Source organism: Actinophytocola xinjiangensis, assembly GCF_001921215.1.
Lineage (GTDB): Bacteria > Actinomycetota > Actinomycetes > Mycobacteriales > Pseudonocardiaceae > Actinophytocola > Actinophytocola xinjiangensis.
This window is the reverse complement of the sequence record NZ_MSIF01000001.1, coordinates 439,711-454,613: the sequence shown is the minus strand read 5'-3', so window position 1 is coordinate 454,613 and position 14,903 is coordinate 439,711. Positions and strand designations below refer to the sequence as shown.

The window sequence follows — 14,903 nt, the reverse complement described above, 5'->3', positions numbered from 1 at the left end:
ATGGACTCCTTCGGCCTGCTGATGGACGGGTTCGCCGCCGCGGTGACCCCCGAACACCTGCTGTGGGCGCTGATCGGCGTCACCATCGGCACCGCGGTCGGCGTGCTGCCCGGGGTCGGCCCGGCGCTGACCGTGGCGCTGCTGCTGCCGATCACCTTCCGCCTCGACCCCGCCAACGCGCTGATCATGTTCGCCGGCATCTACTACGGCGGCATGTACGGCGGCTCCACCACGGCGATCCTGCTCAACACGCCCGGCGAGAGCGCGTCGATGATCACGACGCTGGAGGGCAACAAGATGGCCAGGGCCGGCCGCGCTGCCGCCGCCCTGGCGACCGCCGCGATCGGCAGCTTCGTCGCCGCGACCATCGGTACGGTCGCGCTGACGTTCCTGGCGCCGGTGGTGGCCGACTTCGCGACCAGCTTCGGCCCGCCGGAGTACGTGGCGCTGATGGCCGTGGCGTTCGTGACGGTCAGCGCGCTGCTGGGCCGCAGCCTGCTCAAGGGCGTGGCGAGCCTGCTGGTCGGCGTGACCATCGGCCTGATCGGCATCGACACCCAGACCGGCCAGCCCCGTCTCACCTTCGGCATCGACTCGCTGCTCGACGGGGTCGACGTGGTGATCGTCGTGATCGCGCTGTTCGCGCTGAGCGAGGCGTTCGGCCACCTGCTGACCGGCACCGGGCACACCACCGTGGCGCCGCTGCGCGAGCGGGCGGTGCTGTCCAGGTCGGACCTGCGCCGCTCGTGGCCGGCGTGGCTGCGCGGCACGGCGCTGGGTTTCCCGATCGGCAGCCTGCCGGCCGGCGGTGCCGAGGTCCCGACCTTTCTCAGCTACGCCACGGAGAAGAAGCTCAGCAAGCACCCCGAGGAGTTCGGCCACGGCGCGATCGAGGGCGTCGCCGGGCCGGAGGCGGCCAACAACGCCGCCGCGGCCGGTGTCCTGGTCCCGCTGCTGACGATCGGCCTGCCGACCTCCGCGACGGCCGCGGTGATCCTCACCGCGTTCCAGTCCTACGGCCTGCAACCGGGTCCGCAGCTGTTCAGCGAGTCCGGACCGCTGGTGTGGACGCTGATCGCGAGCCTCTACATCGGCAACGTGATGCTGCTGTTGCTGAACCTGCCGCTGGCCAAGGTCTGGGCGAGGCTGCTGACGATCCCCTCCTACGGCCTCTACGCCGGGGTGCTGGTGTTCGCCACCCTGGGCACGTTCGCGGCCGGCGGCACGGCGGTGGACCTGCTGGTGCTGGCCGCGTTGGGTCTGCTGGGCCTGCTGATGCGCCTGGGCGGCATCCCGGTCGCCCCGGCGGTCGTCGGTCTGATCCTCGGCCCGATCGCCGAGGAGCAGCTGCGCCGGGCCCTGACCCTGTCCGAGGGCGACCCGTCGATCCTGTTCTCCGGCGGGATCACCATCGTGCTGTGGGTGGTGGTGGCGTTGGCGCTGATCGGGTCGTTGGCCCTGCCTGCCCTGCGCCGTCGGGCGGCCACGCGCGACCGCGGCTGAGGACCTCAGCGGCGGCGCCGCAGCGTGGGGCGGGGGCGGGCCGGTTCGCGCAGGCGCTGGGCGATGCCCTGGACGGTGGGGCTGTCGAACAGGTCGATGATGGTGACCTCGCACCGGGTCTCGGTGCGGATCCGGTTGATCAGCCGGGTCGCCAGCAGGGAGTGGCCGCCCAGCTCGAAGAAGTTGTCGTCGGCGCCGACGGCCGGGACGCCGAGGATGTCAGCGAAGAGCCTGGCGAGGGTGTGCTCACGCTCGCCCGAGGGCGGCACGGCCCGGGAGACCTGGGTGTAGTCCGGGGCGGGCAGCGCCGCGCGGTCGAGCTTTCCGTTGGGGGTCAACGGGAACGTGTCCAGCACGACGACCGCGGCGGGGACCATGTACTCGGGGAGCACGGTGGCCACGGCCCGGCGCAGGGCGGTGGGGTCGGGACGGACGCCGGCCGGCACGACGTAGGCGACCAGGCGGCGGTCGCCGGGGCGGTCCTCGCGGGCCACGACCACCACCCGGGCGACCTCGGGCCGGCGGGACAACGCCACCTCGATCTCGCCCAGCTCCACCCGGAAACCACGGATCTTGACCTGGAAGTCGCGGCGGCCGAGGAAGTCCAGGGTGCCGTCGGGGCGCCAGCGGGCCAGGTCGCCGGTGCGGTACATCAGCTCCCCCGGCCCGGCGTACGGGTCGGCGACGAACCGCTGCGCGGTGAGACCGGGGCGCCGCAGGTAGCCCCGCGCGTTCTGCCGCCCCGCCAGGTACAGCTCGCCGGACACCCCGACGGGGACCGGGCGCAGCGCGGGATCCAGGACGTAGCAGCGGGTGTTCCAGATCGGGCCGCCGATCGACGGGGTGTCACCGCGTTCGACCGTCTCGGCCGCGACGGTCAGGCCGGTGACGACGTGGGTCTCGGTCGGGCCGTAGTAGTTGTGCACCCGCCGGGCGGCGCAGAAGTCGCGGACCGCGCGGTGGAAGGTCAGCGCCTCGCCGGCCTGGGCGATGTCGGTCAGGTCGGGCAGGTCAAGGCCCAGCTCCCGCGCGGCCTCGCCGATGCCCTCCACCACCGGCGTCGGCGCGAACAGCTCGTTGACCCGCAGCCCGGCCAGCCACCGCACCAGCCGCTGGGTGTCCTTGCGGACGTCCTCGCGCGGCACGGCGAGCGTCTTGCCGGAGGTCAGCGCGGAGAAGATCTCCTGCGCGGCGGCGTCGAAGCTCAGCGACGCGAACTGGGCGGTCGTGACACCGACCCCGCCGCCCATGACCGTCGCGTGCCAGGCCAGCAGGTTGACCATGGCCCGGGCGGGCAGCACGACGCCCTTGGGACGGCCGGTGGAGCCGGAGGTGTAGATCACGTACACCGGGTGGTCGGGGCGCAGCGGCCGAACCCGGTCGGCGTCGGTGACCGGAGCGGGTGAGTGGGTCGCCAGGTCACAAGGTTGGCCGTCGAGCAGCAGAGTTCCGCCGGCGGTGGTGAGCACGCCGACCGGGTCGCTGTCGGCGAGCATGAACGCGACCCGCTCGTCGGGGTAGTCGGGGTCGACCGGCAGGTAGGCCGCGCCGGCCTTCACCACGCCGAGCATCCCGACCAGCATGGCCACCGAGCGCGGCGCGGCCAGCGCGACGACCGTCTCCGGCCCGACGCCCCGGCCGGCGAGCAGCCGGGCCATCCGGTTGGACCGCGCGTCCAGGTCGGCGTAGCTGACCGACTCGTCCTCGTACCGCACGGCGACCGCGTCGGGGGTCCTGGCGGCCTGCGCGGCCAGCAGGTCGGGCAGGGTCCGGTCGAGCACCGGGTGGGTGGTGGCGTTCCACCCGGCGAGCACCTGGCGGCGCTCGGCGGCGGTCATCATGTCCAGGGCGCCGACGGGCCGGTCGGGTTCGGCGACGGCGGCCCGCAGCAGGCGAAGGAAGTAGCCGGCGATCCGCTCGGCGGTGGCGCGGTCGAACACGTCGGTGGCGAACTCCACCACCACCTCGATCCCCGCGCCCGGGTTCTCGGTCAGGCTGAACGACAGGTCGAACTTGGCCACGCCCAGCGACGGCTCGCTCGCCCGCACCTCCAGGCCGGGCGCCGCGAACGGCGTCCCGGGGTGCTGGGCGACCAGCAGCACCTGGAACAGCGGGTGGCGGGCCAGCGACCGGGCCGGGTTCAGCGCCTCCACCAGCAGCTCGAACGGCACCTGCCGGTGGCGCAACGCGTCAAGGTCGACCTCGCGCACCCGCGCCAGCAGCGCGCGGAACGCGGGGTCGCCGGAGGTGTCGGCGCGCAGGACGACGGTGTTGACGAAGAACCCGACGAGGCCGGCGAGCGCGTCGTCGTCGCGCCCGGCGACCGGGGTACCGACGGGAATGTCGGTGCCGGCGCCCAGGCGGGTCAGCAGGGCGGCGAGCACGGCGTGCACCGCCATGAACACCGTCGCGCCCTCGGCGCGGGCGAGGGCGGCCAGCGCGTCGTGGGTGGCGGCGTCGACGGTGACGGTGACCGTGTCGCCCCGGTAGGAGGCGCGGGCGGGGCGCGGCCGGTCGTAGGGCAGGTCGAGCTGTTCGGGCAGCCCGGCGAGCACCGCGCGCCAGTGGTCGAGGCCGGCCGTGTGGTCGCGGTCGCGCTGCCACAGGGTGACGTCGGTGTACCGCACGGGAAGCGGCGCGAGGTCCGGCGGGTTGCCCGACCGGCGGGCGGCGTAGGCGGCCAGCAGGTCGGTGACCAGCGGGGTCAGCGACCAGCCGTCGCCGGCGATGTGGTGCAGGGCCAGGTGCAGCAGGTGGTCGTCGCGGCCGAGGACGACGAGTTCGGCGCGGAACGGGATCTGCGTGGCCAGGTCGACGCCCTCGCGCGGGAAGGCGGTGTCGCCGTGTACGACGGGGAGCGCCGGGACCACCCCGGACAGCACCCGCTGCCACGGCTCGCCGGACTCGGACTGCGGGAACACCGTCCGCAGGCTCTCGTGGCGTTCGACCACGTCGGCCAGCGCGGCGCGCAGCGCGTCGACGTCCAGCGGTCCGCGCAGGTGCAGGGTCAGCGGGATGGTGTAGGTCGCGCCCCGCTCCTCCAACTGGTTGAGGAACCACAACCGGCGCTGGGAGTGCGACAGCGGCACGCGGTCCCGGTCGGGGTGCCGGACCGGTGCCGGCAGCGGCGGCGCTGGCCTGGCGCGCCGGGCGACCGCGCGCACGGTCGGCGCGGCGAAGAACTCGCCGACCGTCAGCTCCAGGCCGAGGTCGGCGCGCAGCCGGCCGAGCAGCCGGGTCGCCATCAGCGAATGCCCGCCCAGGTCGAGGAATCCGTCCTCGGCTCCGACCCGGTCGACGCCGAGGACCTCGGCGAACAGCGCGCCCAACGCCTCCTCGCGCACGCCGGACGGGAGCGCGTCGCCGGCCGGGCGGCCGAAGTCGGGTGCGGGCAGCGCGGCCCGGTCGATCTTGCCGGTCGGGGTGAGCGGGAGCCGGTCGTGGCCGACCACGGCCGAGGGCACCAGGTGGTCGGGCAGCAGCGTGGCGAGCCGGGCGCGCAGGTCACCGGTGTCACCGTCGAGGACGGCGTGCAGCACCAGCCGCCGCCCGCCGAGGTCGTCCTCGTGGGCGACGACCGCGGCGGCGCGGACACCGGGCAGGGTGCTCGCGACGGCCTCCACCTCCCCCGGCTCGACCCGGAAGCCGCGGATCTTGACCTGGGAGTCGGTGCGCCCGAGGTACTCCAGGTCGCCGCCGGCTCGGCGGCGGACGAGGTCGCCGGTGCGGTACAGGCGCGCGCCCGGCGGGCCGAACGGGTCGGCGACGAACCGCTGCGCGGTCAGGTCGGGGCGGCCGAGGTAACCCCGGGCGATGCCGGCGCCGCCGAGGTACAGCTCGCCGGTGTCGGTCGGGCGCAGGGCGTCGTCCAGGACGTGGGCGGTGGTGCCGGGGACCGGGGTGCCGATGGAGACGGCGTCCCCGGCGGTGTGCACGGTCGCGGCGGTGGCGTAGACCGTGGCCTCGGTCGGGCCGTAGCCGTTGATCACCGTGTGCGCGCCGGCCAGCAGGCCGGCGGCCAGCTTCTCCCGCAGCGCCTCGCCGCCGGTCACGACCCGCACGCCGCGCAGGTCGGCCTCGCCGGTCTCCAGGATCGCCTGCCACAGCGGGGGTGTCGCCTGGGCGACGGTGATGTCGCCCCGCCGCAGGATCCTGGCCAGGCGCACCGGGTCGCGCTGTTCGTCGGCGGTGGCGAGCACGACCCGCGCGCCGGCGAGCAGCGGGCCGAACAGCTCCAGCCCGGCGATGTCGAACCCGACGGTGGTCACCGCCAGCATCTGGTCCTGTGTGGACAGTGGAAGCCGTTCGGCGAAGCCCCGCAGCAGCGCGCCGAGGTTGCCGTGGGTGACCGCGACGCCCTTGGGCACGCCGGTGGAGCCCGAGGTGAACAGCACGTAGGCCAGGGTCTCCTCGGCCGGCGGCACGGCGACGAACCCGGTGGGACCGTCGGGCGGCACCCGGTCGAGCACGGTCACCGGCCTGGCCTGGTCGAGGATCAACCGGTTGCGGGCGGCCGGGTGGGCCGGGTCGAGCGGGACGTAGGCGGCGCCGGCGCCGGTCACCGCGAGCAGCGCCACCACCAGATCGGTCGACCGGGGCAGGGACAGCGCGACCAGGGTGTCCGGACCGGCGCCGGAGCGGACCAGCCGCGCGGCCAGCGCGTCGGCCCGCGCGGCCAGCGCGGCGTAGGTGGTCAGCTCGCCGGCGCACTCGACGGCGATCCCGTCGGGGGTGCGCCGCGCCTGCGCCTGGAACGCGTCGAACAGGCTGGTCATCGAACCTTCCCCGGGGTGCGCAGGATCGCGGACAGGGCGGCGCCGGTCGCCGGGGCCGCCGTGGAGAACAGGTCGTGGTGGCCGGCGTCGACCCCGACGACGGTGGTCTGACCGGTGACGAACGGGTCCCACCGCTCCCCCGGCCCGTCGCGTTCGGCGACGACCACCGTCAGGTCCCCGTCGAAGGTCTCCGGGGTGGCGCCGGCCTGCAACCGCACGTGGTGCGCGCCGGCCCGCACCACGGCCAGGACCTGGTCGTCGGTGGCGTCGGCCAGCGGCGGGTACGCCCGCCGCAGGGCATCGAGCATGCCGGCGTCGGTGGCGACCCGGTCCGGTGGGCGGCCGAGCAGGTTCTCCAGCGCGGTCGCCAGCAGCTCCCGCTCGGGGGGCGACCGGCGAACGAGGGTGGGGTGGCTGTCGAACAGGACCAGCAGCGCCACCTGCTCGCCGGCCGCGCGCAGCCGGGCGGCCATGGTGTGCGCGACGTTGCCGCCGAACGACCAGCCGAGCAGGTGGTAGGGCCCGCTGGGCTGGATCTCGCGAACGATGGCCAGGTAGTCCTGCGCCATCTCGGCGACCGAGCCGGGCGGGTGCGCGGTCCGCGCCTGGAGCCCGTACACCGGCCGGTCGGGGTCGATGTGGTCAAGGACCCGGGAGTAGCACCAGCTCAGCCCGGTGGCGGGATGCACGAACACCAGCGGCGGGCGCTCGCCGCCGGGGCGCAGCGTGAGCAGCGGCGCGTGCCCGTCGGGGTCATGACCGGCCCCGGCCAGGCGGCGGTCGAGCGCCGCGACGGTCGGGGCGAGGAACAGCTCGTGCACCGCGACGTCGACACCGAACCGCGTCCGCAGGCGCCGGGCGAGGGGCACCAGGAGCAGGGAATGGCCACCCAGGGCGAAGAAGTCGTCGTCCAGGCCGACGCCGGTGACGCCGAGCACCTGTTCGAACAGCGCGGCGACGGCCCGCTCGCGTGGGGTGCCCGGCGGCCGGCCGGCGGGGGCGGCGGCCGGCGGCGGCAGCCCGGACCGGTCGAGTTTTCCGTTGGGGCCCAACGGAAGACTCGGCAGGACGGTCACCGGCGGGACGACCGCGGCTGGCAGGCGCGCGGTGAGGACACCGCGCAGGGCCACCGGGTCGGGCCGGTGGCCGGGGGCCGGCGTGACGTAGGCGGCGAGGAACTGCCCGTCGTGGACGGTGGCGCGGGCGTCGGCGACCGAGTCGTCGGCCAGCAGGAGGCTCTCGATCTCGCCGAGTTCGAGCCGGTGGCCGCGCAGCTTGACCTGGTCGTCGGCCCGGCCGAGGAACTCCAGCTCGCCGTCGCGGCGCCAGCGCACGACGTCGCCGGTGCGGTACAGACGCCCCGGCCCGTACGGGTCGGCGACGAACCGGCCGGCGGTCAGCGCCGGGCGTCCGAGGTAGCCCTCGGCGAGCTGCGCGCCGGCCAGGTACAGCTCGCCCGGCACGCCGACCGGGCACGGCGCCAGCCCGTCGTCCAGCACCCGGACCTGGGTGTTCCACACCGGACGTCCGATCGGGACGGGCAGTGGATCGCCTGGTACGCAACGATGTGCGGTGACGTCGATGGCCGCCTCGGTCGGGCCGTAGAGGTTCACCAGCTCCACCCCGGGGTAGCGGCGATGGAACGCCCCGGCGGTGTCGGCGGCCAGGGCCTCGCCGCTGCTGAGCACCCGGCGCAGGGCCGGCGCGGCGACCGGCGGTTCAGCGAGTAACGCCCGCAGCATCGACGGGACGAAGTGCGCGGCGGTGACGCCGTGCCGCGCGATCTCCCCGGCGATCAGCGCCGGGTCCCACTCCGCGCCCGGCTCGGCGAGCACCAGCGTCGCGCCGGCGCGCCACGGCCAGAACAGCTCCCACACCGAGACGTCGAACCCGGCCGGGGTCTTGTGCAGCACCCGGTCCGCCGGTCCAAGTGGCAGCTCGGCCTGCGCCCAGCGCAGCCGGTTGTCCACCGCGCCGTGGGAGACCACGACACCCTTGGGCCGGCCGGTGGACCCGGAGGTGTACAGGACGTAGGCGGGATGGTGCGGTGTGAGTCGCGGCAGGTCACCGGGCGCGACGGCGGTCTCGTCGACGCCGACGACGGTCACCTCGTCGTGGAACGGGGCGGGGTCGCCCACCACGCAGCGCGGGCGGGCGTCGCTGACCAGGTACGCGAGGCGCTGGGGCGGGTGGTCGGGCGGGAGCGGAAGGTACGCGCCGCCCGCCCGCAGGACGGCGTGCACCGCGATCACGAACTCCGGCGACCGGGGCAGGGCCACCCCGACGACCGCCCCGGGCCGCACCCCGGCCTCGACCAGCCGGTGGGCCAACGCGTCCGCGCGACGGTCCAGGTCGGCGCGGGTCAGCCGGCGGTCGCCGGCCACCACGGCGATCCCCTGGTGGCCGCCCGCCTCGTGCAGCAGCCCCGGCCGGACGTCGCGGCCGGTGGTGTTCCAGTCGACGAGCACCCGGCGGCGTTCGGCGGCCGAGATCAGGCCGATCCGGCCGACGCGGCGGTCCGGGTCAGCCACGACCGCGTCCAGCACCCGCACGAACCGGTCCACGACCGCCCGGGCGGTCGGCTCGTCGTAGAGGTCGGTGGCGTACTCCAGGAAACCGTCCACACCGTCGCGGTGTTCGCGCAGCTGGAAGGTCAGGTCGACCTTGGCGGCCGGCACGTCCAGGTCCCGGCGCACGGCCGTGACCGGCCCGAGGTCGGGCGGCGACGGGTCGTGCCGTTCGAGCGCCAGCATCACCTGGAACAGCGGGTGGCTGGCCAGGCGGCGCGGCGGGTTCAGCGCCTCGACCAGGACGTCGAAGGGCAGGTCCTGGTGGGCCAGCGCCGCCAGGTTCACCCGCCGGACCCGCCCGAGCAGCTCACCGAAGGTGGGGTCGCCGCCGGTGTCGGTGCGCAGGACCAGCGTGTTGACGAACAGCCCGACCAGGTCCTCCAGGTCCGCCTCGGTGCGCCCGGCGACGACCGTGCCGACCGGGACGTCGGTGCCGGCGCCGTGCCGGGTGAGCAGCACCACCAGGGCCGCGTGCAGCACCATGAACACCGTGCAGTCGTGCCGGCGCGCCAGGGCGGCCAGGTCGCGGTGCCGGCGGGCGCCGAGGTCGACCGGGACCAGCGCGCCCCGGTGGCTGGCCATCGCCGGCCGGGGCCGGTCGGGTGGCACGGTGATGATCTCGGGGAGACCACGCAGCGTCGAGCGCCAGTGGGCGAGCTGGTCGTCACGGACGCTGTCGACGAGTTCCCGTTGCCACAGCGTGTAGTCCGCGTACTGGACCGGCAGTTCGGCCCAGGCCGGCGGCCCGCCGTGCCCGGCCCTGGCCCGGTAGGCGGTCGCCAGGTCGCGGACCAGCAGCCCCAGCGAGACGCCGTCGGCGGCGATGTGGTGCACCACCACCAGCAGCAGCGCCTCGGCGTCGCCGGTGAACAGGGTCGCGCGCAGCGGCGGTTCGGCCGTCACGTCGAACGGCTCCGCGGCGGCGGCCGGCACGTCGGCGGACGGCAGCGGGCGGACCGTCAGGCGCGGGTCGGGCGGCAGGACCTGTTGGTGGGGTTCGCCGTCGCGGTCGGGGAAGACCGTGCGCAGCGCCTCGTGCCGGGTGAGCACGTCGCCCAGCGCGGCGCGCAGGGCCGGCACGTCCAGCGCGCCGGTCAGGCGCAGCGCCAGCGGCAGGTTGTAGGTGGCCGACGGCCCGGCGAGACGGTCCAGGAACCACAGCCGGCGCTGCGCGAAGGACAGGGGCAGCACCGGCATCACCTCAGTACAGGCCGGTCAGGTCGCCGACCCGGGCCTGTGGCCGGGTCGCGAGCAGTCGCAGGGACCTCTCGGTGCCGCGCAGGAAGCCGCGCAACCGGGGCTCGGGGTAGCGCCGGGCGTCGACGTGCAGGTCCAGCACCGGCCGCTCGCCCCGGGTGAGCACCCCGTAGATCCCGGCGATCGCCGGGCGGGTCGAGGCGGTCACGGTCACCGGCGCGGGGCCGGGATCGGCCGGCAGGTCCGGCCAGGCGGGGAGCATGTAGTTGAGCACGTGGTCGACGACCGAGCCCGGTGGGCGCCCGGTGATCGCGGCGGCCTCGTCGACGTCGTGGCAGCCGTTGCGCAGCGCCGCCATCCCGGCGGACTCGACCTGGCGCAGCAGCCCGGCGAACGTGTCGGCGTCGTCGACCACGATCCCGGCCGGGATGATCTGGTTCAGCGACGTCACGTACTCGCGCCACTGGGGCCGCAGCCGGTTGGCGACCATCAGGTGCACCAGGATCCGCTCCCGGCCGGTGCTCGCCCGGACGCCGAGGGCGAACAGCGCGAGCACGACCGTCTGCGCGCCGACCCGGTGGCGGCGCACCAGGTCGGCGACCACACCGCTCACGCCGCCCAGGTCGACCGAGCCGCTGATCCGCTCCTCCGCCAGGTGGTCCTCGGCGGCCACGCCGAACTCGTCGGTCAGCCGCGTCCAGTAGGTCCGCGCGGACGCGCGCCGGTCGGACCACGCCTCGGAGTGCTGGTCGCGGGCCAGCGCCACCGGTGACGGGGAGAGCGGCGCCGGGTCGGTGGACAGGGCGGTGAGCTCGGCCAGCAGCCGGCGCAGCGCCCACCCGTCGGCCAGGATGTGGTGCACCGCGACCGCCAGCGACGGCGGGCCGTGCGGCACGGTGATCAGCCGGACCCGCCAGCCGAACTCCCCGGTGAGCCGCAGCGGCGTCGCGAACAGCTCCCGCGCGCGAGCTGCGGCCTCGTCCCGATCGCCGGCGGCGACGACCTCCAGGACGTCGCGGGCCCGGGGGTGGACGACCTGGGCCACGTCCTCGCCGGTGGTGTCGAACGTCGTGCGCAGGCTCTCGTGCCGGCGCCACAACGCCTCCACCGCCGCGCGGACCCGTTCCCCGGTGGTCCCGACCGGGAGCGGCTCCAGGCTGGTGAGCTGCGAGCGGATGCCGTCGACCAGCGGGTTGGTCCGGATCGACCGCCAGATCGAGCGCTGGCCGAAGCACAGCGGGCCGGAGATCACGAGCCGTCCCGGCCGGTGGCGTACGCGGCGCTCTGGGTGCCGTACAGGTCGGCGTACTGGCCGCCCAGCGCCATCAGCTCGGCGTGCGTGCCGTGCTCGACGACCCGCCCGTGGGACAGCACGACGATCAGGTCGGCCATCCGCACCGTGGAGAACCGGTGGGACACCAGCAGGGTGATCGCGCCGGTGGCGGCCCGCCCGTCGCGGCCGGCGCCGACGAACCGCTCGTAGAGGTCGTGCTCGGCCTGGGGGTCGAGCGCGGCGGTCGGCTCGTCGAGCACCGCGAGCAGCGGGTCTCGGCGCATCACCGCCCGGCCGAGCGCCAGCCGCTGCCACTGGCCGTGGGACAGCTCCGCGCCGCCGAACACCGACCCGAGCTGGCTGTCCACACCGGAGGGAAGGCGGTCGATGACCGGACCGGCGTCGGCCCGCTCGATCGCCGAGGCGACCGCCTCCCGGTCGTGTGCGCGCGGCAGGTCGCCGATTCCGACCGCGTGCCCGGCGCGTACCTGGAACCTGCTGAAGTCCTGGAACGCGGCGCTGACCCGGCTCCGCCACCGGTCGAGGTCCAGTCGCCGCAACGGAACACCGTCGACCAGGATCTCGCCGGCCGTCGGTTCGTACATGCCGGTCAGCAGCTTCACCAAGGTGGTCTTGCCGGCGCCGTTGGTCCCGACGACCGCCACCGCCGCGCCGGCCGGCAGGTGCAGGTCCACGCCGGACATCACCGGCACGTCGGTGCCCGGGTAGGTGAAGTCGACGCCGCGCACCGTGATCCCGTCGGCCAGCCGGTCCGGCGGCCGCTCGGTGCCGGGGTGCCGGGCGTCGGCCCCGTGCCGCTCCAGCCAGCGCAGGTGGCCCATGGTGTGCCGGCCCTCGGCCAGCTCGGTCGCGCCGGAGACCGTGTCCTGGAGCTGGGCGCGCAGGTAGCCGGACAGGCTGGCCACCATCAGCAGGTCGCCCGCACCGGCGCCGCCCCGGGCGACCAGGTACGCGACGAACGCCAGCGCCGCCAGGTAACCGACGGCGAAACAGGCCCAGCCGGCGGCTTTCCACAGCGCGGCCCGGCGCTGACCCCGGACCAGGCCGGCGGTGACGGTGTCCCAGTAGGCGCCGGCCCGCGCGTCGACGGTCCGGTCGCTGCCGCTGATCCGCAGTTCCTTCGCCGCCTCGGCCCGGGTGCCCAGCCGGTGCAGGTGGTCCTCGCGCCGGTCGGCGTCGGCGGTCGCGTCCCTGGCCCGGCCGAGGATCGCCGTGGCGCGCCGGGAGAACACCAGCGGCGGCACCGCCAGCAGCACCAACAGGCCCAGCGCCGGGTGCACGCTGGCCAGCAGCCACACGCTCAGCCCCAGGCTGACCAGTGAGGACACCGCGGCGGCCGCCGCCCAGCAGGCGCCGGCCAGGGTCTCGGTGCTGGTGCGCAGCTGGCGCAGCCGGTCGAGGAACTCCGTGCGCTCCAGGTGCTGGAGCGTCGGGATCCGCGAGGTCAGGGTGAACAGGCGCGCGGAGAGCACGATGTCCACCCGCTCCTTGAGGTCGACCTGGAGGTTGTGCTGCACCCGCCCCACCGCGGCGATCAGCCCGTAGGCCAGCGCGCCGATCCCCGCCGCCAGCACCAGCCCGCCGGACCCGGTCGAGTTGGCCACCGCCCGCACGCTCAGCCCCGTCCCGGCGACGGCGAAGGCGTTGACCGACGCCAGTACCAGCGCGGTCACCGTCGCCCTGGGGTCGGCCGTGTACGCCAGCCGCAGCATCCCGCCGATCACCCCGCCGCGCCTCACGCCGCCCCCTCGGTGTCCTCGGCGAACCGCCCGGCCTGCAACCGGTACAGCCCGGCGTACTCGCCGCCGTGGTCCATCAGCTCGCCGTGGTTTCCCGACTCGCTGACCCGGCCGTTGTCCAGCACGACGATCCGGTCGGCGCGGCGCACGGTCGAGAGCCGGTGGGAGATCAGGACGACGGTCACCCCGGACACCGCCGAGATGACCCGGTCGTAGAACTCCGCCTCGGCGCGGACGTCCAGGTGCGCGGTCGGCTCGTCCAGGATCAGCACCTGCCGGCCGTTGGCCACCGCGAACAGCGCCCGGGCGATCGCGATCCGCTGCCACTGCCCGCCGGACAGGTCGACCCCGCCGGAGTGTTCGCGGGTGAGCAGGGTGTCCAGGCCGTCGGGCAGCCGGTCGACGAGGCCGGTGGCCCCGGCGGCGGCCACCGCCGCCAGGATCGGACCGTCGTCCGCGCCGGCCTCGGGCGCGCCGAGCGCGACGTTCTCCCGCACGGTCAGCGGGTAGTGCACGAAGTCCTGGAACACGGCCGTGACCCGGCGACGCCAGGACGTCAGGTCGACGTCGGCGAGGTCGGTGCCGTCGAGGGTGATCCGCCCGCCGGTCGGCTCGTGCAACCCGGTCAACAGCTTGATCATCGTGGTCTTGCCGGCGCCGTTGCGGCCGACGACCGCCAGTACCTCCGCCGGGCCGATGTCCAGGTCCAGCCCGTCGAGCACCGGCCGGTCACCGCCGGGGTAGTGGAACCCGACACGCTCGAACCGCAGGCGCACCGGGGAGTCCGGCGCCGGCCGGTCGCCGCCGGCCCGCACGGCGACGTGCCGGTCGAGCCGGTCCAGGGCACGCAGCGCGCCGAGGGCGTACTCGATGTCGAAGGCCTCGTGGCCCATGGCGCCGGCCGCGAACACGCCCCACGCGGCGAGCACCATCGTGATCAGCCCGCCGAAGTCCACTGTCCCGGCGGCCAGCGCCGCGCCCGGCACGTACAGGGCGGCGAACCCGGCGGCCAGTGCCAGCAGGAACGTCCACCACTGGCGGCGCAGGATTCCCCGGCGGTCGCGCCAGATCTCGGTCAGCCAGCCGCGCGCCTGCTCGCGGTACCGCTCGGTCAGCCAGGGACCGAGGCCGAACAGCCGCACCTCCTTGCCGGCGGGCGACTCGGTGAGCGTGTCGGCCCAGTACTCCGCCCGCCGCCGGGCGCCGGCGTGCTCGTCCCAGGTCCGGCTCAGCCGCACCCAGTGCCGGCGGATACCGGCCCGCATCACCAGGGTGACGGCGAGCAGCCACACCGCCAGCAGCGGCGCGAACCAGGCCAGGACCACCGCGCACAGCACCGCGCTGGTCAACCGGCCCAGCAGCAGGAGCTGGCCGACCGCACCGGTGCCCGGGGTCCTGGTCCGCCAGCCACCCAGTTCCGACACCCGCGCGACGTCGGTGGCGTGGTCGAGGTCCTCCAGGTGCGCGATCCCGCTCGGCCGCGCCACCCGGTCCCGGACCGCCGACCGCAGCGCGCCGTCGATCCGGCGTGCCGCCAACAGGTCCAGCGGTTCCCTGGCGATCTCGACGCACTGGCCGGCGAGCACCAGCACCGCCACCAGCCCCAGCGGCAGCAGGATCTCGCCGACCGCGGAGCTCGCCAGGGCGCCGGTGAGCAGCCAGCCGGTGGCCACCGACGTGGCGGCCGCGGCCAGGGCGGTCACCAGGTGGGCGGCCAGCAGCCCCGCGAGCGGGCCGGGGCCGGCGTGGACCAGCAGCGCCAGCAGCCGGCGCCGGCGCGCCAGGAACTCCGTCAGCCGAGCCGGCATCGGCCCTCTCCCGTCGG

6 protein-coding genes are annotated in these 14,903 nt (G+C 75.4%); 1 reads left to right on the top strand and 5 read right to left on the bottom strand.

The window, feature by feature from the left end; translation table 11 throughout:
- Complete coding sequence (locus BLA60_RS02130) at nt 1-1,503, top strand: tripartite tricarboxylate transporter permease (protein ID WP_075130946.1); 1,503 nt, start codon at nt 1-3, stop codon at nt 1,501-1,503.
- A gap of 5 nt (nt 1,504-1,508) precedes the next feature.
- Here BLA60_RS02130 and BLA60_RS02125 read toward each other — a convergent pair whose 3' ends face one another.
- From BLA60_RS02125 to BLA60_RS46115, 5 genes are read right to left on the bottom strand one after another with little or no spacing between them, the layout of a single operon-like run.
- Nucleotides 1,509-6,278 carry a non-ribosomal peptide synthetase gene (locus tag BLA60_RS02125; protein WP_075130945.1) on the bottom strand — a complete coding sequence of 1,590 codons (4,770 nt, stop codon included), beginning with the start codon at nt 6,276-6,278 and terminating at the stop codon, nt 1,509-1,511.
- Nucleotides 6,275-10,045: a non-ribosomal peptide synthetase gene (locus tag BLA60_RS02120; RefSeq protein ID WP_075130944.1), complete on the bottom strand. Its 3,771-nt coding sequence runs from the start codon at nt 10,043-10,045 to the stop codon at nt 6,275-6,277. The genes BLA60_RS02125 and BLA60_RS02120 overlap by 4 nt, the downstream gene beginning before the upstream one ends.
- A 4-nt stretch (nt 10,046-10,049) precedes the next feature.
- Entirely contained in the window at nt 10,050-11,297 is a 1,248-nt protein-coding gene (locus BLA60_RS02115) for a condensation domain-containing protein (protein WP_075130943.1), read from the bottom strand.
- The gene (locus tag BLA60_RS02110) at nt 11,294-13,078 is read right to left on the bottom strand and encodes an ABC transporter ATP-binding protein (RefSeq protein ID WP_084734545.1); all 1,785 of its coding nucleotides are present in this window, start codon (nt 13,076-13,078) and stop codon (nt 11,294-11,296) included. The genes BLA60_RS02115 and BLA60_RS02110 overlap by 4 nt, the downstream gene beginning before the upstream one ends.
- A complete protein-coding gene (locus BLA60_RS46115) occupies nt 13,075-14,886 on the bottom strand; it encodes an ABC transporter ATP-binding protein (RefSeq protein ID WP_075130942.1) in 1,812 nt (603 codons plus the stop codon). The genes BLA60_RS02110 and BLA60_RS46115 overlap by 4 nt, the downstream gene beginning before the upstream one ends.
- Nucleotides 14,887-14,903 lie beyond the last annotated feature (17 nt).